The sequence below is a fragment of the Frigoribacterium endophyticum genome (assembly GCF_011759585.1).
Lineage (GTDB): Bacteria > Actinomycetota > Actinomycetes > Actinomycetales > Microbacteriaceae > Frigoribacterium > Frigoribacterium endophyticum.
This window is the reverse complement of sequence record NZ_JAAOYV010000001.1, coordinates 1,216,401-1,235,200: the sequence shown is the minus strand read 5'-3', so window position 1 is coordinate 1,235,200 and position 18,800 is coordinate 1,216,401. Positions and strand designations below refer to the sequence as shown.

Here is an 18,800-nt window from a genome sequence, read left to right as displayed (position 1 = left end):
ACCCGGACGCCGGCCCGGTCGGTCGGTGGCCCGGTCAGTCGGTGAACGGCTCGACGTCGTCGAAGCGCACCCTGAGTGTAGGGAGCGGGCGGCCTCGACGACCTGCGACCGCCTTGCGTCGACCGGTGGCGGCGCGGATGACCTGGGAGCGCAGCACCTGGGCCACCTCGGCGCCCCGGGCGAAGTCGAACCGGACGATGGCCCGGACGCCGGCGTCGGGCACCTCGACCGGGCCGAGGACCTCCCGGCCGACCTCGGGCGGGAGCGCCTCGAGGGCCTGGGCCACGGTGTCGACGGTGCCGGTGACCGTGGCCACGCGGACGGCGGGAGGGAACCGCAGCTCTCGCCGGTCGGCGAGCTCGCCCGACACGTAGCGGGCGAGCTGCCACGTGGCGAGGGCCGAGGCCAACGCTCCGCCGACGCCGACGAGCACCACGGGCGCGCGGCGGGCGGCGAGGGCCGTCGCGTTGGCCCACCAGCGGAGGCAGTCCTCCGCGACGCGCAGGCTCTCCCGCGCGAGCATCCGCTCGCCGTCGAGGAGGAGGACGGCACGGTAGCCGCCCGGGGCGATCGGCTCCGCCCCGCGGGTCGCGACGACGATGGCCGGCTCGTCGTCGACCCGGACGATCTCGCGGGAGCCGTCGGAGACGATGACGCGGACGCCGGGGAAGGCCTTGCCCAGCTCGTCGGCCGTGCGGGAGGCGCCCGTGCCGACGCTCTTCATGACGGTGCCCTCGCAGGTCTGGCAGCGCCAGCCGACGGCCAGGGCCCCGCACCACGAGCAGGCCGGCTGGGCGCCCTGCGACCGCTGCACGAGGGGCCCGTTGCAGCGCAGGCACCGGGCGGTGTCGCCGCACTCCGTGCAGGCGAGTCGTGGCGAGTACCCGGGGTGGGCGACCTGGATCAGCACGGGCCCGTGCTCGACCGCGGCCCGTGCCTCCGTCCAGGCCGTGGAGGGGATCCTGGCCTGCGCGGCGAAGCCGTCGCGGGCCGCCTGCTGCGAGGTCGGGACGACGTGCGGCTGGTAGCGAGGGTCGGGGCGCACCTCGGCGAGGAAGCCGATCTCGACGAGGCGCTGCACGTCGGTGCTGCGCGTGTGCCCGAGGAAGACCAGGGCGGTGCCCTGCTGGGCCTGCCGCAGGAGCGCCGTGTCGCGGGCGTGCACGTAGGGGCTCAGAGGCTCGGAGAACAGCGGGTCGCCGTCGTCGAAGACCACGATGAGCCCGAGGCGCTCCGAGGGCGCCAGGAGCACCGACCGGTTGCCGACCAGGACGAGAGGAGTCGCGCCCCGGGCCCGCAGGACGGCCCGGTAGCGGTCGGCGTTCGACTGGCGCGAGTCGAGCCGCACGACCCGGTCGGGCGGGAGCACGGCCGCCAGCGCGCGCAGCACCTGGTCTTCGTCACGGTGGTCGGGCACCGCGACGATCGCGTCGTCGCCGGCGGCGAGGGCCACCGTCGCCAGCTCGGCGGCCGTGACCGCCCAGCGGCCGACCCACGTGCCGTCGGGGAGCTCGGCGAGCAGCGGCACGGCGTCGACCGCGGCGCGCCCCCTCGCCGGCACGAGGCCCGCCAGGGCGTCGGCGGAGTACCCCGTCACGGCGTGCGCCTCGACGGCCTCGTCGGCGACCGGCTCGGCGCCCGCGGCCTCCTCGAGGGCGGCGAGGTGGGCCTTCTCCACGCGCACCTGCCGGGGCGGGACGGCGAGCCTCAGCACGTCGCTCGCGGAGCCGCCGGCGCGGTCGGCCACGGCCCGGGCGAGGCGGTAGACCTCCGGGGCGAGCACGGGGACGGTCGACACGACGTCCTCCAGGTCGCTGAGCTCGCCCCGGTGGTCGCTCGTCGTGTCGAGCTCGACGACGAAGGCGTCGGCGATGCGCCCCGCCGAGCGGAGCGGCACCCGGACGCGCACGCCCGGCGCGACGTCGGCGCGGAGGTGAGCGGGGACGGCGTAGTCGAAGAGCCGGTCGAGCTGCGGCAGGGGCGACTCGACCAGGACCCGCGCCACCGCCCGGGGCGCGGCGGCGTCGACGGGCCCGCCCGACGCAGGCTCCTCCGCCGACGGGGACACCGCTGCCGTCGCCACGCCCGTCGGACCCGTCAGAGCCCGGCGGCGGCCCGCAGGGCGTCGACCCGGTCGAGGGCCTCCCACGTGAACTCCGGCAGCTCGCGGCCGAAGTGGCCGTAGGTCGACGTCGCGGCGTAGATGGGGCGGAGCAGGTCGAGGTCGCGGATGATCGCCGCGGGGCGGAGGTCGAAGACCGCCGTGACGGCCTCGATGATGGTCTCGTCGGGGACGTGGCCCGTGCCGAAGGTCTCGACGTAGAGCCCGACCGGTGCGGCGCGGCCGATGGCGTAGGCGACCTGGAGCTCGATGCGGTCGGCGAGGCCGGCGGCCACGGCGTTCTTCGCCACCCACCGCATGGCGTAGGCCGCGCTGCGGTCGACCTTCGACGGGTCCTTGCCGGAGAACGCGCCGCCGCCGTGCCGGCTGGCGCCGCCGTAGGTGTCGACGATGATCTTGCGGCCCGTGAGGCCGGCGTCGCCCTGGGGGCCGCCGATCTCGAAGCGGCCCGTGGGGTTGATGATGAACCGCGTCTCGCGGGAGTCGAGGCCCGCCTCGTCGAGGACGGGCCGCACGACGTGCGCGATGACGTCGGCCTCGAGCTGCTCCATCGACACGCGCGGGGAGTGCTGCGTCGAGACCACCACGGTGTCGACCGTCTTCGGCACGACGCCGTCGTAGCCGACCGTCACCTGGGTCTTGCCGTCGGGGCGCAGGTAGTCGAGCTCGCCCGACTTGCGGACGTGGGCGAGGCGCTCGGCGAGACGGTGGGCGAGCCAGACGGGCAGCGGCATGTACTGGGGCGTCTCGTTCGTCGCGTAGCCGAACATGATGCCCTGGTCGCCGGCGCCCTGACGGTCGAGGACGTCGTCGGAGGTGCCGGCCCGCGCCTCGAGGGCGGTGTCGACGCCCTGGGCGATGTCGGGCGACTGCGCGCCGATCGAGACCTCGACGCCGCAGGTGCGCCCGTCGAAGCTGACGGCGCTCGAGTCGTAGCCGATGCCGACGATCAGGTCGCGCACGATCGTGGGGATGTCGACGTACCCCTTCGTCGTCACCTCGCCGGCCACGTGCACGAGCCCGGTGGTGACCATGGTCTCGACCGCGACCCGGCTCGCCGGGTCGACCGCCAGCAGGGCGTCGAGGATGCCGTCGGAGATCTGGTCGCAGATCTTGTCGGGGTGGCCCTCGGTGACCGACTCGGACGTGAACAGCCGCAGGCTGCTCGCGGCCGGTGTCGGGCTGCTGGTGGTCTGGTCGGTCAGGGTCACGGGTCCTCCGGGTGTCGGGACGGGCCCCCGGGGGTGCCCGGGGACGGGGCGAGGCCCCGCGGGATCGACTCCTGCGGGGCCTCGTCTGATGGTACGACCGACCACCGTCGATGACGGCGGTCGGCGGGAGGGGCGCTACTCGGCGGGCGCCGCGAGCGGCTTGACCTCGAGCTTGTCCTCGTTGATCTCGTGCATGGCGACCGAGAGGGGCTTGTCGTCGATGGTGCTGTCGACGAGCGGTCCGACGTTGTCGAACAGGCTGCCCTCGTGCAGGTCGGCGTAGTAGTCGTTGATCTGGCGGGCGCGCTTGGACGCGAAGATGACGAGCGCGTACTTCGACTCGACCTTCGAGAGCAGCTCGTCGATGGGCGGATCGATGATGCCCTGGTTCTTGTCGGCCATGTTGTGCTCCTCTTGTCATGTCGCAGTGCTGCGTGTGGCGGTGCTGCGTGTGGCGGTGCCGCCGCGGCCGGGGCCGGACGGGAGATCGTGGCGCCGGTCAGGCGCGGGGCGGCCTGGTCAGGACGCAGTCATCAAGTCTACGACCTCACGAGCCGCTTCTGCCACGTCGTGGTTCACGACCTTGACGTCGAACTCGTCCTGGGCGGCCAGCTCGACCTTGGCGGTCTCGAGGCGACGCTGCTGCTCCGCGGCGTCCTCCGTGCCGCGGCCGATGAGACGGCGGACCAGTTCGTCCCAGGTGGGCGGCAGCAGGAAGACGAGGACCGCCTCCGGCATGGCCGTCCGGACCAGGCGCGCGCCCTGGAGGTCGATCTCGAGCAGGACGCTCCGGCCCTCCTGGAGCGCGGCGTCGATCGGCGGCCGCGGCGTGCCGTAGCGGTACGAGTTGTGGACGACGGCGTGCTCGAGCAGCTCCCGCTCACGGATCATGCGGTCGAACTCGGCGTCGTCGACGAAGTAGTAGTGCACGCCGTCGACCTCGCCGGGGCGGGGCGACCGCGTCGTCGCGGAGATCGAGAGGTGGACGTCGGGGTAGTTGTCGCGGATGTACGACGACACCGTGCCCTTGCCCACCGCGGTCGGGCCCGCGAGGACGACGAGGCGCGACCGCTGCCGGCCCTTCGCCTCGCGGTGCGCCAGCCAGTCGCCGAGGATGCGGCGCTGCCGCACGCCCAGGCCACCGACGCGCTTGGACTCGGCGATGCCGAGGTCGGCCATGATGCGCGCGACCCGGGTCGGCCCGATGCCGGGGATGCTCGTGAGGAGCTCGCGGACGCGGAGCGTCGCCTCGGGCTCGGTGGCCTCGCCGGCCCAGGCCGACTCGGCGACGTCGAGGGCCGATCGACGACGCTCCGCGATCGACGCCTTGACGGCGGCGCGGGCCCGACGAGCGGCGACGGCCGCCCGGGCGGCGGCGGCCCGGTCGACCGGGGGCGGGGTCATGCGAGGCACGAGCGGACCTCCTCCTGGTCGCGGCGCACGGCGGCAGCCACGCCCGAGGGGCCGGCCGACAGCACGCCCCGGGACGTCGAGACGACGACAGCGTCGGCCGCGGCGCCGTACAGGCTGCGCAGCTGGTCGTACCGGGCGCCCTGGTGGCCGAAGCCCGGGGCGAGCACGGGCGTGGTGGTCAGCCGCGCGACGTCGATGCCGGTGGCGGCGAGGTCGACGGTGGCGCCGAGCACCAGTCCGACCGAGCCGAGGCGGGTCTCCCCCGCGGTCTGGTTGTCGTCGAGCACGTGGTCGACGATACCGCCCGCGACGGTGACGACGCGCCCGTCCGCCCCGGCCGACCCGGCGCGCTGCACGCCCTGCGCCTCGGGGTTCGAGGTGGCGCCGAGCACGAAGACCCCGGCACCGGAGGCGCGGGCCAGGGCGATCGTGCCGGCCGCGGCCCCGAAGCCCAGGTAGGGCGACACCGTCAGGGCGTCGACGCGGAGGGGCGAGTCGGGCGCGAACCAGGCCTCGGCGTAGGCGTCCATCGTGCTGCCGATGTCGCCGCGCTTCGCGTCGCCCACGACGAGCAGGCCGGCGTCGCGGGCCGCCGCGAGCACCGCCTCGAGGGCCGCGAAGCCCGCGGAGCCCCACCGCTCGTAGAACGCGACCTGCGGCTTGACGACGCCCGCGCCTCCCCGGGCCGCCTCGACCACGCGGAGGCCCATCTCCCGCGCGCCGACGGCGCTCACGGGGAGCGACCACTCGTCGAGCAGCCACGGGTGCGGGTCGATGCCCACGCAGAGCGGGCCGACGCTCGCCATGACGTCGGCGAGCCGGTCGCCGAAGGGGGCGGGCGCCGACGGCGCGGTCGGGGTCATCGGCGAGCGGCCCGGGCGATGCCGTAGTCCTGCAGGCTGGTCACCTCGAGGTCGGTGTGCACGGCCTCGATCGACGCCACGGCGGCGCCGAGCTGCGCGATCGTCGTGAAGAGAGCCTTGTCGGCCGCGACGGTGGCGGCGCGGATCTCGTAGCCGTCCGCCCGCGCGCTGGACCCGCTCGGCGTGTTGATCACGATGTCGACCTCGTCGCGGTTGATCAGGTCGACGACGCTCTCGCCGCCGGCGCTGAACTTGGCCACGGTGTCGGCCGCGATCCCGTTGCGCACGAGGACGGTCGCGGTGCCCTCGGTCGCGAGGATCCGGAAGCCGAGCTGCTGCAGGCGCAGCACGGGCAGCACGATGGCCCGCTTGTCACGGTCGGCCACCGACACGAAGACCGTGCCCGACGTGGGCAGCCCGCCGTAGGCGGCGGTCTGGCTCTTCGCGAAGGCGCGCGGGAAGTCGCGGTCGATGCCCATGACCTCGCCGGTGGACCGCATCTCGGGGCTCAGCACGCTGTCGACGATCTGCCCCTCCTTCGTGCGGAACCGCTTGAAGGGCAGGACGGCCTCCTTGACGGAGATCGGTGAGTCGAGCGGCACGTCGGAGCCGTCCTGCTCGGGCAGCAGGCCGCTCTCGACGAGCTCGCGGATCGACGTGCCGACCATCACGAGCGAGGCCGCCTTCGCGAGGGGGATGCCGAGGGCCTTCGAGACGAAGGGCACCGTGCGGCTGGCCCGGGGGTTCGCCTCGATGACGTATAGCACGCCCGCGGCGATCGCGAACTGGACGTTCAGCAGGCCGGAGACCCCGATGCCCTGCGCGATGGCGAGGGTCGCCTCGCGGACGCGGTCGATCTCGCCCTTGCCCAGCGTGACCGGGGGCAGCGTGCAGCTCGAGTCGCCGGAGTGGATGCCGGCCTCCTCGATGTGCTCCATCACGCCGCCGACGTAGAGCTCGGTGCCGTCGTAGAGCGCGTCGACGTCGATCTCCACCGCGTCGTCGAGGAACCTGTCGACGAGGAGCGGCGCGTCGGGCCCGATGATCGCCGCGTCCTGCACGCGGACGAAGTAGTCGGCCAGCGACGGGCTGTCGTAGACGATCTCCATGCCGCGGCCGCCGAGCACGTACGACGGGCGGACGAGCACGGGGTAGCCGATCTCCTCCGCGACGGCGACGGCGCTCTCGTAGTCGGTCGCCGTGCCGTTCTTCGGCGCGAGGAGGCCCGCCCGGTCGAGGATGGCCGAGAACAGGCCGCGCTCCTCGGCGGAGTCGATCGCGTCGGGGGTCGTGCCGAGGATGGGCACCCCGGCGGCCTCGAGGCCCTTCGACAGGCCGAGCGCCGTCTGGCCGCCGAGCTGCACGACGACGCCGACGAGCTCGCCGCTCTGCGACTCCGCGTGGACGACCTCGAGGACGTCCTCGAGGGTCAGCGGCTCGAAGTAGAGCCGGTCGCTCGTGTCGTAGTCGGTCGAGACCGTCTCGGGGTTGCAGTTGACCATGATCGTCTCGTAGCCCGCGTCGCTCAGCGCGAAGCTGGCGTGCACGCACGAGTAGTCGAACTCGACGCCCTGGCCGATGCGGTTCGGGCCCGATCCGAGGATGACCACCTTGCGGCGGTCGCTCGGGGCGACCTCGGTCTCGACGTCGTAGCTCGAGTAGTGGTACGGCGTGAGGGCCGGGAACTCACCGGCGCAGGTGTCGACGGTCTTGTAGACCGGGCGCACGCCGAGCGCCCAGCGCTGCTCGCGGACCTCCTGCTCGCCGAGGCCGCGCAGCTGCGCGATCTGGGCGTCGCTGAAGCCGTGGTCCTTCGCGTGGGCGAACAGGTCGGCGTCCAGCTCCGCGGCCGCGGCGACCTCGTCGGCGACCTCGTTGATCAGCACCACCTGGTCGATGAACCAGGGGTCGATGGCGGTGGACTCGAACACCTGCTCGGCCGTCGCGCCGGCACGCAGGGCCTGCTGCACGGTCACGATGCGCCCGTCGGTGGGGGTGTGCGCCAGCGCGAGGAGCGCCTCCGCGTCGCCCGGCTCGCCCTCCCAGTGGAAGCTCGACCCGCGCTTCTCGAGCGAGCGCAGGGCCTTCTGCAGCGCCTGGGCGTAGTTGCGGCCGATGGCCATGGCCTCGCCGACGCTCTTCATCGTCGTGCTCAGCGTGGTGTCGGCGGCCGGGAACTTCTCGAAGGCGAAGCGCGGCACCTTGACGACGACGTAGTCGAGGGTGGGCTCGAAGGAGGCGGGGGTCACCTTCGTGATGTCGTTCGGGATCTCGTCGAGCCGGTACCCGAGGGCGAGCTTCGCCGCGATCTTGGCGATCGGGAAGCCCGTCGCCTTCGACGCGAGGGCGCTGGAGCGGGAGACGCGGGGGTTCATCTCGATGACGATGACGCGGCCGTTCGTCGGGTCGACCGCGAACTGGATGTTGCAGCCGCCCGTGTCGACGCCCACGCGCCGGATGATGTCGATCGAGATGTCGCGGAGGTTCTGGTACTCGCGGTCGGTGAGGGTCAGCGCCGGGGCGACGGTGATCGAGTCGCCGGTGTGCACGCCGACCGGGTCGACGTTCTCGATCGAGCAGACGACGACCGTGTTGTCGGCCGTGTCGCGCATCATCTCGAGCTCGTACTCCTTCCAGCCGAGGATGCTCTCCTCCAGGAGGACCTCCGTGGTGGGGCTCTGGTGCAGGCCGTCGGTGACCATGCGCACGAGCTCGTCGCGCGTGTAGGCGAAGCCCGAGCCGAGGCCGCCCATCGTGAACGACGGGCGGATGACGAGCGGGTAGCCGAGGTCCTCGGCGTACTCGATCGCCTCGTCGACGGTGTGCGCGATGTACGACTTCGCGACGTCGGCGCCGGACTCCAGCACGAGCTCCTTGAAGAGCTGGCGGTCCTCGCCCTTCTGGATCGCCTCGACCTTGGCGCCGATCAGCTCGACGCCGTGCTTCGCGAGGATCCCCTCGGCGTCGAGGGCGATGGCGGCGTTGAGGGCCGTCTGCCCGCCGAGCGTGGGCAGGATCGCGTCGGGGCGCTCCTTGACGATGATCGCCTCGAGCACCTCGGAGGTGATCGGCTCGATGTACGTGGCGTCGGCGAAGTCGGGGTCGGTCATGATCGTCGCCGGGTTCGGGTTGACGAGGATGACCCGGACGCCCTCCTCGCGGAGCACGCGGCAGGCCTGCGTGCCCGAGTAGTCGAACTCGGCCGCCTGGCCGATGACGATCGGCCCGGAGCCGATCACGAGGACGGAGTTGATGTCTGCGCGCTTGGGCATCAGTTGCTGCTTTCCAGGTCGGAGCCGAAGTCGACGGGCTGGCCGGACTTCCGGGCGACGACCGCCTCGCGGAAGCGGTCGAAGAGGTGGTTGCTGTCGTGCGGGCCCGCGGCGGCCTCGGGGTGGTACTGCACCGAGAACGCCGGGATGTCGAGGGCACGGAGCCCCTCCACGACCTCGTCGTTCAGGCTGAAGTGGCTGACCTCGACGCGGCCGAAGCCGGCGGGCGAGTCGAGCACGCCCTCGATCGGGGCGTCGACCGCGAAGCCGTGGTTCTGGCTGGTGATCTCGACCCGACCGGTGGTCTTGTCGAGCACGGGCTGGTTGATGCCGCGGTGGCCGAAGGGCAGCTTGTAGGTGTCGAACCCGAGGGCCCGACCGAAGAGCTGGTTGCCGAAGCAGATGCCGAAGTAGGGCACCCCGTCGCGCAGCGCGCCGCGGAGCAGCTCGACCTGGGCGTCGCTGGCCGCGGGGTCGCCGGGGCCGTTCGAGAAGAACAGGGCGTCGGGAGCCAGCTCGCGGAGCTGCTCGGGCGACGTGTCCTGCGGGAGCACGTGCACCTCGAAGCCGCGCTGGGCGAGGTAGCGCAGGGTCGAGGTCTTGACGCCGAGGTCGAGCACGGCGACCGTCCCGACGGCCTCGCCCTCGGCCGGGAGCACGTAGCGCTCCGTCGTCGAGACCTCGCTCGACAGGCTCAGGCCGCGCATGTCGGCCGAGTCGCGCACGAGGGCGAGCTGCTCGTCGTCGGCGAGGTCGAAGTCGGCCCCGCTGAAGATGCCGCCCCGCATCGAGCCGACGTCGCGGAGGCGACGGGTCACGGCCCGGGTGTCGATGCCCCGGATGCCCACGACGCCGTCGGCGACGAGCTGGTCGTCGAGGCTGCCCTGGGCGCGGTGGTTCGACACGACGCGGCTGGCGTCGCGGACGGCGTAGCCGGAGACCCAGATGCGGCGTGACTCGGGGTCTTCGTCGTTGACGCCGGTGTTGCCGACGTGCGGCGCCGTCATCACGACGATCTGGCCCGCGTACGACGGGTCGGTGAGGGTCTCCTGGTAGCCGGTCATGCCGGTCGCGAAGACGGTCTCGCCGAGGGTGCGCCCGACGGCGCCGTAGGCGCGGCCGACGTGGCGCGACCCGTCTTCGAGCACGAGGACGGCCCGGGGGGTGTTCGACGCGTCAGTCAATGGTCTTCTCTCCTGTGGGGGTGCCGGCCGCGGGGGCCGGGGGGACGAGGGGGCGCAGGGCGTCGACGACCGGTCGGGGGTCGTCGGCGAAGCGCAGGTAGGTGTCGACGACGGTGTCGCCGAGGCTCCAGGTGACCGCCACGAGGCCGTCGGTCTCGACGACGCGGTCGATCGCCCAGGTGGCGCGCTCGACGGCGCGGACCGAGGAGGCGCGGATCAGCACCGCAGGCTCGCCCGCGATGGCCAGCCGGACGCCCTCGGGGTGCACGGAGACGACCGCGCGACCGCGGAAGCCGAGGCCGTGGACGACGATCCGGTCGAGGGGGTCGCCGGCCCGGGTGGTGGCGACGTAGAACCCGTCGCGCTCGACGCTCGCGGGCCCGAGCTCGTCGGGGGCGCGCTCGGGGGCGGGCACCTCCGACTGTCGTCGCCCGCGGGCGCGCCAGGCGCGGACCATCGCGGCCATGAGGAGGCCGAGGAGCACGAGGACGGCGGCGCCGATGAGCCAGTAGGTCACCGGTCGGTCGCCTCCCCCGCGGCCAGCACGGCGCGAGCCGAGACCTCGGCGGCGGACCGGGCGACGGCCTCGGCGGCGACCACGGACCCGTCGAGGACGGTCGCGTAGCCCTGGTGGAAGGTCGCCTCGACCCGCCCGGGGAGCCGTTCGCCGAGGTACGGCGAGTTCGTGCTCTTGCCCGCGAGGTGCTCGAGGCCGAAGGTGCGGGTCACCCCTCGATCGTAGAGCGTGAGCTCGGCGGGCTCCCCCACCGCGAGCGGGCGGCCCTGGCCCGCGACCTGCCCGATCACGGCCGGGGTCGTGGACATCACGCGGGCGACGTCGGCCCAGCCGATCAGGCCCGTCTCGACCATGGTGCGGTGCACGACCGAGAGGGCCGACTCGAGGCCGACCATCCCGTTGGCCGCGGCGTCCCACTCGCAGCACTTCGCCTCCGAGGTGTGCGGTGCGTGGTCGGTGGCGACGATGTCGACGGTGCCGTCGGCGAGGGCCGCACGGAGGGCCTCGACGTCCTCCTGCCGCCGGAGCGGCGGGTTCACCTTGTAGCGCGAGTCGTAGCTCGAGACGAGCTCCTCGGTGAGCAGCAGGTGGTGCGGCGTGACCTCGGCGGTCACGGCGATGCCCCGGGACTTCGCCCAGCGGACCACCTCGACGCTGCCGGCCGTCGACACGTGGCAGACGTGCAGGCGGGCCCCGACGTGGTCGGCGAGCAGCACGTCGCGCGCGATGATCGCCTCCTCGGCGACGGCCGGCCAGCCGCCCAGGCCGAGCTCGGCGGAGAGCGCGCCCTCGTTCATCTGCGCGCCCTGGGTCAGCCGCGGCTCCTGCGCGTGCTGCGCGAGCACTCCCCCGAAGCCCTTGATGTACTCGAGGGCGCGGCGCATGAGCAGCGGGTCGGAGACGCAGTGGCCGTCGTCGGAGAAGACCCGGACGGCGGCGCGCGACCGGGCCATCGCACCGATCTCGGAGAGGTGCGTGCCGGCGAGGCCCTGCGACACCGCGCCGATCGGCCGCACGGTCACGTAGCCAGCTCGGTCGCCGAGGGCCTGGACCTGCTCGACGACGCCGGCCGTGTCGGCCACGGGTGACGAGTTGGCCATGGCGTTGACCGCCGTGTAGCCCCCGGCCGCCGCCGCGCGGGAGCCCGTGAGCACCGTCTCGCTGCCCTCGCCGCCGGGCTCGCGGAGGTGCGTGTGCAGGTCGACGAGACCGGGCAGCACGAGCAGCCCGTCGCCGTCGACGACCCGGGCGCCGAGGTGGCTCAGCCCGGAGCCGAGCTCGGCCACGACGCCGTCGCGGACGAGGACGTCGGTGCGGGCGCCGTCGGGGGCCTCGACGGAGCGGATCAGGTAGGAGGTGGTGGTCACGGGGTCCCTTCCCGGTCGCCGGCGAGGGTCAGGTAGAGCACGGCCATGCGGACGGCGACGCCGTTCGTCACCTGGTCGCGCACGGTGGAGCGGGGCGAGTCGGCCGCCTCGTCGCTGACCTCGAGGCCGCGGTTCATCGGCCCGGGGTGCATGACGATCGTCGTCTCCGGCAGCGTGCGGAACCGCACGGCGCCGAGGCCCCAGGAGCGGGCGTACTCGCGGGCGTTGGGGAAGAACGCCTCGTGCATGCGCTCCTGCTGGATGCGCAGCATCATCACGACGTCGGGCCGCACGGCCGCGATGGCCTCGTCGAGGTCGTAGTGGACGTCGACCCCGAAGCGGCTGACGTCGACCGGCAGCAGCGTCGGCGGCGCGACCACGGTGACGTGGGCGCCGAGCGTCCGCAGCAGCCAGGCGTTCGACCGGGCCACGCGGGAGTGCAGCACGTCGCCGACGATGAGCACCTCCACCCCGTCGAGGTCGCGGCCTCGGCTCGCGGCGCCGTGGAGGCGACGACGCATCGTGAAGGCGTCGAGCAGCGCCTGCGTCGGGTGCTCGTGCGTGCCGTCGCCGGCGTTGACGATCCCGGCGTCGACCCAGCCGCTGTCGGCCAGCACGCGAGGGGCGCCGGAGGCGGGGTGCCGGAGGACGATGCCGTCGGCTCCCATCGCGGCGAGGGTCTGGGCGGTGTCCTTCAGGGACTCGCCCTTCGACACGCTGGAGCCCTTCGCCGCGAAGTTGATCACGTCGGCGCTCAGGCGCTTGGCCGCGGCCTCGAACGAGATGCGGGTGCGGGTGGAGTCCTCGTAGAAGAGGTTGACCACGGTGGTGCCGCGGAGCGTGGGGAGCTTCTTCACCTGCCGGGTGGCGACGTCGGCCATGTCCTCGGCGACGTCGAGCACCCGGAGGGCGTCGTCGCGGCTCAGGTCGGCCGTGCTGAGGAGGTGCCTCACGAGGTGGGCCCTCCCGTCTGCTCGGCGGGTGTGGTGCCGGGCTCGTCGCCCGCGCCTCCCTCGATGGCGACCCCGTCGTCGCCGTCGACCTCCGACAGGTGCACGTAGATGCGCTCCGACGAGGAGGTCGGCAGGTTCTTGCCCACGAAGTCGGCCCGGATCGGGAGCTCGCGGTGGCCCCGGTCGACGAGGACGGCGAGACGGACGGCCCGCGGTCGGCCGAGCGCGCTGAGTGCGTCGAGGGCTGCCCGGACGGTCCGGCCCGAGTAGAGCACGTCGTCGACGAGCACGACCACCGCGCCGTCGATGCCGCCGGTCGGGAGGCTCGTGGGGTGGCTGGCGCGCGTGGGGTTCCGCCGCAGGTCGTCGCGGTACATCGTGACGTCCACGGAGCCGACCGGCACGGCCACGCCCGCGATCGACGACAGGGTCGCCCCGAGGCGCTCGGCGAGGGCCACGCCCCGCGTGGGGACCCCGAGGACCACGAGCCCGTCGGGGCCCCGGTTCGACTCGAGGATCTCGTGGGAGATGCGCGTCAGGGCGCGCGTGATGTCAGCCTGACTCAGCACGGTACGGGTGCTCAATCGGACCTCCTTCCCCGCCTCTCGGGACGGAACTTAAAGGACGTCGGGGTGGTGCGTCGCGACCCGGCCCGCAGGCCGCGACGCGGTTCCGGCAGCCTAGCGGCTGGCGGCGACGCTGCTGAGCAGGCCGTTGACGAAGGTGGCGGAGTCGTCGGTGCTCAGCGACTCCGCCAGCTCGACCGCCTCGCTGATCGCGACGTGGTCGGGCACGTCGTCGGCGTGGAGCAGCTCGAAGATGGCGATGCGGAGGATGCCCCGGTCGAGAATGGGCATGCGCTTCAGGGGCCAGCCCTGCGAGTACGTCTCGATGAGCTCGTCGATCTCGGAGCCGTTCTCGACGACGCCCTGGACGAGGTCGCGGGCGTAGCCCCAGCTGGAGCTGCGCTCGGGCTGGGCCATCGCCCGCGTGGTCTCGGCGACCAGGGCGTCGCTGATGCTGATCTGTCGGACGTCGGCGACGTAGAGGACGTCGAGGGCGCGCTTGCGCGCCTTGGTGCGTGCGCTCACGGAGGCTGTCGGCGCCGACTAGTCGGCGACGCGGCCGAGGTAGCCGCCGTCGCGCGTGTCGACCTTGACCTTGGTGCCGGTCTCGAGGAAGAGCGGGACCTGGATCTCGTAGCCGGTCTCGACCGTCGCGGCCTTGGTGCCGCCGGTCGAGCGGTCGCCCTGCAGGCCGGGCTCGGTGTACGTGACCTCGAGGACGACGCTGGCGGGCAGCTCGATGTAGAGGGGCGTGCCGTCGTGGAGCGCCATCTGCACGTTCTGGTTCTCGAGCATGAAGTTCTTCGCGTCGCCGACGATCGTCGCCGGGACGTTGATCTGGTCGTAGTCGCTGGTGTCCATGAACACGTAGCCGTCGGCCTCGGCGTAGAGGTACGTGTACTCGCGGCGGTCGACGTTGGCGAAGTCGATCTTGGTGCCGGCGTTGAACGTCTTGTCGACGACCTTGCCCGACATGACGTTCTTCATCTTGGTGCGGACGAAGGCCCCGCCCTTGCCCGGCTTGACGTGCTGGAACTCGATCACGTTCCAGAGCTGGCCGTCCAGGTTGAGGACGGCGCCGTTCTTGATGTCGTTGGTGGTCGCCATGCGTGCGGGGTCCTTCGTGTCTGCGAGCGTGAGGTAAGCGGAGGCGCCGGGCCGACCTCGGGGGCGGTGACGGCGGCGGACCGCGAGGGCCCTGATCAGGCCAGGAGGAGCTTAGCGCGGTCGGCGGCGTCCGCCGCGCGACGGGCTCGAGACCAGGGCGCCGAGCACCGGGCCCCCGAGCCAGGAGAGCACGGAGAGGACGAAGGCCGACGCGCCGCAGACTCCGGCGACGACGAGCGCCGGCCCGACGACGGGACCGTCGCCCGTCGCCGAGCCCAGGACGAGCACGACGGAGCAGCCGAGGACCAGCAGCAGCAGGACACCGGCCTGGACGCCGAGCCAGGCGACGTGCGCCGGGCTGACCGCGTGGAGCCGGTCGAGGAGCGCCCGGGGCTCCAGGCCCGCCCGGGCCGCGAACCTGGCCACGAGGAGGAGCCACCACCCGGCCGCGGCGAGCGTGGCGAGCACGGGCACGAGGAGCAGGACGGCGACGAGGACGCCCCCGTCGGCCTCGGCCGCCCCGGCCCCCGCGCCGGCGACGAGGAGCGCCGTCGCCCAGGGGGCCAGGGCGGGGAGCGCTCCGAGGCGGGTGACGACCTGGTGCACCAAGGACCGGAGGTGGACGAGCGCGTCCCTCGAGGTCGGCGCGTCCGCCAGCTGCGCCAGGGCCCCGACGCTCGCGACCTCGGCGCGCCCCGTGTCGAGGTCGAGGGCGTCGAGGCCGCGACGGGCGTCGACGTTCTCGGGCTCCAGGGCCAGCGCCGTGCGGAAGGCGGCGCGGGCTGCGGCGTACCGCCGGTCGCGGACGGCCATGTCGGCGACGACGAGGTGGGCGGCGGGCTGCTCCGGGGCGAGGCGGACGCACTCGGCGGCGTGCGCCCTCGTCGCGTCGGTGGGGAACGGCTCGGCCATGCCCAGGTAGGCGGCGCTCGCGTGCACCCGCCACTCGTGCGGCGCGAGACGCAGGGCCTCGGCCGTCGCGGCCCTCGCGTCGTCCGCCTCGCCGAGGCGGTGCGACGCCTCGGCCAGGACGGTCCAGGCCGTCGCCGCTCCGGGCTCGACGGACGTGGCACGCCGGGCGGTGTCGCGCGCGGCGAGCCGGCGGCCCGCCTGGAGCTGCACCGCCGCGAGGAGCCGGAGCGCGGGCGCGTCGTCGGGGTCGGACCTGAGGTGCCGGGCGAGCGCGGCCGCGGACTCCTTCAGCCGGCCCTCCCCCCGGAGCCGCGTCGCGTCGGCGAGGTCGTCGGTGCTCACCGGCCCCGCCTCACGCCGAGGAAGGCCCGCAGCTCGGCGAAGGTGCCGTCGTCGACGCCGTAGGCCACGACGCTGCGTGCCGCCGCCGCCCACTCGCCCACGGAGGACGTCACGGACGACACCGCGCGGCGGAGGTCCCGGTCGGAGACCGGACGGGGCGTCCCGGCCGCGACGCTGTCGGAGAGCGCCCGACGGAGGGCCAGGTCGCAGACGTAGGCGACGTCCGCGCCGGAGAGGCCCTCCGTCCGACGGGCCAGGCCGTCCAGGTCGACGTGGCCCACCGGCCGTCCCTCCAGGCGACGACGGGCGATCTCCCGTCGGGCAGGACCGTCCGGCGGGAGCACGAGGAGCGTGCGGTCGAGGCGCCCTGGCCGTCGCGCGGCCGTGTCGACCTCCCAGGGGCGGTTCGTCGCGGCGAGCACGAAGAGGCCGTCGTTCCGGGAGTCGACGCCGTCGAGCTCCACGAGCACCTGGGTGGTGAGCGCCGCCGTCCAGCCGTCCGCGGACGAGCGGCGGGGCAGGAGGGTGTCGACCTCGTCGAGGAAGAGCACGCACGGTGCGGCGCGTCGCGCGGCGGCGAAGAGGTCGGCGACGGCGAGGTCGGCGCGGCCGCTCGCGTGGTCGTGCAGGTCGGCCCGGGAGACGCTCAGGAAAGCGGCGTCCAGCTCGCCGGCCAGGGCCCTGGCGAGGTGGGTCTTGCCGCAGCCGGGCGGGCCGTAGAGCAGCAGCCCTCCCCGCATCGTCGCCCCGTACGCCTGCCGCAGCTCGGGGTTGCGCAGCGGCACGAGGAACGCCTGGTCGACGGCGGCCTTCACGTCGGCCATCCCCCCGACGTCGGAGAGCCGGGCGGCGGGCCGGTCGATGCGGAAGGAGGCAGCGTGGAGGTCGTCCTCGGCGGTGGCCCAGTCGAAGCCCGAGTCGTCGCTGCGCGCCGGGCCGCCGGGGCCGTCACCGGCGCCGAGGTCGTCGAGGCCCCGCGGGTCGGCGACGCCCTCGGGGTCGCCGAGCGACGTCGCCCCGTCGTCGACCGGTGCCGCCTCGTCGACCGCCCCGTCGTCCCGCACGCCCCCCGCCGTGTCGCCGGACGGCCCGAGGGCTCGTCGCATGCCCGCCCGCGCGTGCTCGTCCAGGGGATCGCGGGCGAGGGCCGCCGCCAGGGCGGCCACGGCGCCGTCGACGTCGCCCTCCTCCCACAGCAGGGCGCCGAGGTGGACCCTCAGGGGGACGTCGTCCGGGGACTGCTCGACGGCGAGCCTCAGCGACCGGATCAGGGATTCACGCACCCCCGGATCATAGTGACCCGTGAGCGACCGTCAGGAACCGATCTCCTGGTAGGCCATGAAGAGCAGGCTCGCGTCGGGACCGGTGAGGACGGTGGGCTTCGCCACGTCGTCGAGGACGATGAAGCGGAGCATGCCGGCGCGGGACTTCTTGTCGCGTTGCATCGTCGCGAGCAGGGTGTTCCAGCGGCCCAGCGGGTAGCTCGTGGGCAGGGTCAGGGACTCGAGGATGCGGCGGTGACGGTCGACGACCTCGTCGCTGAGCCGTCCGCTCAGGCGGGCCAGCTCGGCGGCGAAGACCATGCCGACGGAGACGGCGGCGCCGTGCCGCCACTGGTAGCGCTCGGCGTGCTCGACGGCGTGGCCGAGGGTGTGGCCGTAGTTCAGGATCTCGCGGAGCCCCTGCTCGGTGAAGTCGGCCGCGACCACGCGCGCCTTCACGCCGATGGCCAGCTCGAGCACCCGGCGGAACTCCGGGGTCGTCGGGTCGACCGCCCGGTCGACGTCGGCCTCGATCACGTCGAGGATCTCGGGCTCGGCGATGAAGCCCGCCTTCACGACCTCGGCGAACCCGGCGAGGATCTCGTTCCGGCCGAGCGTGTCGAGCATGTCGAGGTCGGCCACGACGGCGACCGGAGCGTGGAAGGCGCCGACGAGGTTCTTGCCCTCGGCCGTGTTGATGCCGGTCTTGCCGCCCAGGCTCGCGTCGACCATGCCGAGGACGGTGGTGGGCACCTGGACGAGCGCGACGCCCCGGAGCCAGGTCGCGGCGACGAAGCCCGCGAGGTCGGTGACGGCGCCGCCGCCGAGGCCGATGACCGCGTCGGTGCGCGTGAAGTCCGCCTGGCCGAGCACCTGCCAGCAGAAGGCCGCCACCTCGACGCGCTTGGCGTCCTCCGCGTCGGGGACCTCGGCGATTATGGCCTCGTAGCCCGCGGCCACGAGGCTCTCGCGCAGCTCGCCGGCCTTCCGGCCGAGCGTGGGCGCGTGGACGATCAGCACCTTGGCGGTGCCGCTCGGCAGCAGGGGGGGGATGCGCGAGGCCACGCCCCGGCCGAGGACGACGTCGTAGGGGGCGTCGCCGCCGACGCGGATCGTCGTCGAGCCGTCGTCGCGGGCGGGGGCGCCCTGCCGGTCGCTGTCGTGGGGGCGGGTGTCGCTCATGCGGGCCTCTCGGTCAGGGGGTCGGTGCGCCCGGCCAGGAAGACGACGATGTCGTCGACCACGGTCGAGACGGGCCGGTCGGACGTGTCGAGCTCGACGTCGGCCAGGGATCGGTACAGGGGCGCCCGCTCGTCGGCGATGGCCCGCCAGGCGGCCATGCCGCCGGTCTGCAGGAGCGGGCGGGCGGACCCGGCGATCCGCGCCTCCACCGCCTCGGGCGTGACCGTCAGCAGCACCACGGTCGTCGCGGCGAGCCGCTCGCGCGTGTCGGGGTGGAGCACCGCTCCCCCGCCGAGCGAGACCACGCCGGGGCTGGTCAGCGCCTCGGCGACGACGTCGTGCTCGAGCTCCCGGAACCGGGGCTCCCCGTGCACGGCGAAGATCTCCGCGACGGGCCCGTGCCGTCGCACGACGACGCGGTCGGTGTCGACGAAGGGGAGGCGGAGCCGCCGGGACAGCTTCTTCCCGATGCTGCTCTTGCCGGCGCCCATGGGGCCGATGAGCACGACGGGCGCGGCCTCGGCGGC

Annotated in this window: 17 protein-coding genes; all 17 read right to left on the bottom strand. The window is 73.8% G+C overall.

The genetic code is table 11. The annotated features are described in order from the left end of the window. Positions 1-34: 34 nt before the first annotated feature. On the bottom strand, positions 35-2,068 hold the full coding sequence (locus tag FHR77_RS05725) for a primosomal protein N' family DNA-binding protein (protein ID WP_341777234.1): 2,034 nt from the start codon (positions 2,066-2,068) through the stop codon (positions 35-37). Positions 2,069-2,097: 29 nt separating this feature from the next. Then, complete coding sequence (gene metK, locus FHR77_RS05720) at positions 2,098-3,327, bottom strand: methionine adenosyltransferase (protein ID WP_056055904.1); 1,230 nt, start codon at positions 3,325-3,327, stop codon at positions 2,098-2,100. A gap of 141 nt (positions 3,328-3,468) precedes the next feature. Next, entirely contained in the window at positions 3,469-3,735 is a 267-nt protein-coding gene (gene rpoZ, locus FHR77_RS05715) for a DNA-directed RNA polymerase subunit omega (RefSeq protein ID WP_056054714.1), read from the bottom strand. A 117-nt stretch (positions 3,736-3,852) separates the two neighbouring features. After that, a complete protein-coding gene (gene gmk, locus FHR77_RS05710) occupies positions 3,853-4,737 on the bottom strand; it encodes a guanylate kinase (protein ID WP_056054710.1) in 885 nt (294 codons plus the stop codon). Next, a complete protein-coding gene (pyrF, locus tag FHR77_RS05705) occupies positions 4,734-5,609 on the bottom strand; it encodes an orotidine-5'-phosphate decarboxylase (RefSeq protein WP_167259165.1) in 876 nt (291 codons plus the stop codon). The genes gmk and pyrF overlap by 4 nt, the downstream gene beginning before the upstream one ends. After that, positions 5,606-8,881, bottom strand: a complete 3,276-nt coding sequence (carB, locus tag FHR77_RS05700; RefSeq protein ID WP_167259164.1) for a carbamoyl-phosphate synthase large subunit — start codon at positions 8,879-8,881, stop codon at positions 5,606-5,608. The genes pyrF and carB overlap by 4 nt, the downstream gene beginning before the upstream one ends. Further along, positions 8,881-10,065 carry a glutamine-hydrolyzing carbamoyl-phosphate synthase small subunit gene (gene carA / locus FHR77_RS05695; protein WP_167259163.1) on the bottom strand — a complete coding sequence of 395 codons (1,185 nt, stop codon included), beginning with the start codon at positions 10,063-10,065 and terminating at the stop codon, positions 8,881-8,883. Before carA ends, carB begins: the two co-directional genes overlap by 1 nt. Next, positions 10,058-10,582: a PH-like domain-containing protein gene (locus FHR77_RS05690; protein ID WP_208380408.1), complete on the bottom strand. Its 525-nt coding sequence runs from the start codon at positions 10,580-10,582 to the stop codon at positions 10,058-10,060. The genes carA and FHR77_RS05690 overlap by 8 nt, the downstream gene beginning before the upstream one ends. After that, positions 10,579-11,949, bottom strand: a complete 1,371-nt coding sequence (locus FHR77_RS05685; protein ID WP_341777233.1) for a dihydroorotase — start codon at positions 11,947-11,949, stop codon at positions 10,579-10,581. Before FHR77_RS05685 ends, FHR77_RS05690 begins: the two co-directional genes overlap by 4 nt. Continuing rightward, positions 11,946-12,902: an aspartate carbamoyltransferase catalytic subunit gene (locus FHR77_RS05680; RefSeq protein ID WP_167259162.1), complete on the bottom strand. Its 957-nt coding sequence runs from the start codon at positions 12,900-12,902 to the stop codon at positions 11,946-11,948. The genes FHR77_RS05685 and FHR77_RS05680 overlap by 4 nt, the downstream gene beginning before the upstream one ends. Next, positions 12,899-13,486, bottom strand: a complete 588-nt coding sequence (pyrR, locus tag FHR77_RS05675) for a bifunctional pyr operon transcriptional regulator/uracil phosphoribosyltransferase PyrR (RefSeq protein ID WP_167259161.1) — start codon at positions 13,484-13,486, stop codon at positions 12,899-12,901. The genes FHR77_RS05680 and pyrR overlap by 4 nt, the downstream gene beginning before the upstream one ends. 96 nt (positions 13,487-13,582) lie before the next feature. Next, positions 13,583-13,993 carry a transcription antitermination factor NusB gene (gene nusB, locus FHR77_RS05670; RefSeq protein ID WP_056054687.1) on the bottom strand — a complete coding sequence of 137 codons (411 nt, stop codon included), beginning with the start codon at positions 13,991-13,993 and terminating at the stop codon, positions 13,583-13,585. 18 nt (positions 13,994-14,011) lie between these two features. Further along, positions 14,012-14,575, bottom strand: a complete 564-nt coding sequence (gene efp / locus FHR77_RS05665; RefSeq protein WP_056054683.1) for an elongation factor P — start codon at positions 14,573-14,575, stop codon at positions 14,012-14,014. Between the two features lie 111 nt (positions 14,576-14,686). Next, positions 14,687-15,829: a tetratricopeptide repeat protein gene (locus FHR77_RS05660; RefSeq protein WP_167259160.1), complete on the bottom strand. Its 1,143-nt coding sequence runs from the start codon at positions 15,827-15,829 to the stop codon at positions 14,687-14,689. Next, positions 15,826-17,112 carry an ATP-binding protein gene (locus FHR77_RS05655; protein WP_341777232.1) on the bottom strand — a complete coding sequence of 429 codons (1,287 nt, stop codon included), beginning with the start codon at positions 17,110-17,112 and terminating at the stop codon, positions 15,826-15,828. The genes FHR77_RS05660 and FHR77_RS05655 overlap by 4 nt, the downstream gene beginning before the upstream one ends. Positions 17,113-17,142: 30 nt before the next feature. Continuing rightward, positions 17,143-18,273, bottom strand: coding sequence for a 3-dehydroquinate synthase (gene aroB, locus FHR77_RS05650; protein WP_167259159.1), 1,131 nt, complete (start codon positions 18,271-18,273; stop codon positions 17,143-17,145). Continuing rightward, positions 18,270-18,764, bottom strand: coding sequence for a shikimate kinase (locus FHR77_RS05645; protein WP_167259476.1), 495 nt, complete (start codon positions 18,762-18,764; stop codon positions 18,270-18,272). The genes aroB and FHR77_RS05645 overlap by 4 nt, the downstream gene beginning before the upstream one ends. Between the last annotated feature and the right edge of the window lie 36 nt (positions 18,765-18,800).

Coding starts and splice junctions, on each gene's coding strand:
- FHR77_RS05645 (WP_167259476.1), bottom strand. CDS start 18,764: ATGGGCGCCGGCAAGAGCAGCATCGGGAAGAAGCTGTCCCGGCGGCTC.
- gmk (WP_056054710.1), bottom strand. CDS start 4,737: ATGACCCCGCCCCCGGTCGACCGGGCCGCCGCCGCCCGGGCGGCCGTC.
- pyrF (WP_167259165.1), bottom strand. CDS start 5,609: ATGACCCCGACCGCGCCGTCGGCGCCCGCCCCCTTCGGCGACCGGCTC.
- rpoZ (WP_056054714.1), bottom strand. CDS start 3,735: ATGGCCGACAAGAACCAGGGCATCATCGATCCGCCCATCGACGAGCTG.
- carB (WP_167259164.1), bottom strand. CDS start 8,881: ATGCCCAAGCGCGCAGACATCAACTCCGTCCTCGTGATCGGCTCCGGG.
- efp (WP_056054683.1), bottom strand. CDS start 14,575: ATGGCGACCACCAACGACATCAAGAACGGCGCCGTCCTCAACCTGGAC.
- aroB (WP_167259159.1), bottom strand. CDS start 18,273: ATGAGCGACACCCGCCCCCACGACAGCGACCGGCAGGGCGCCCCCGCC.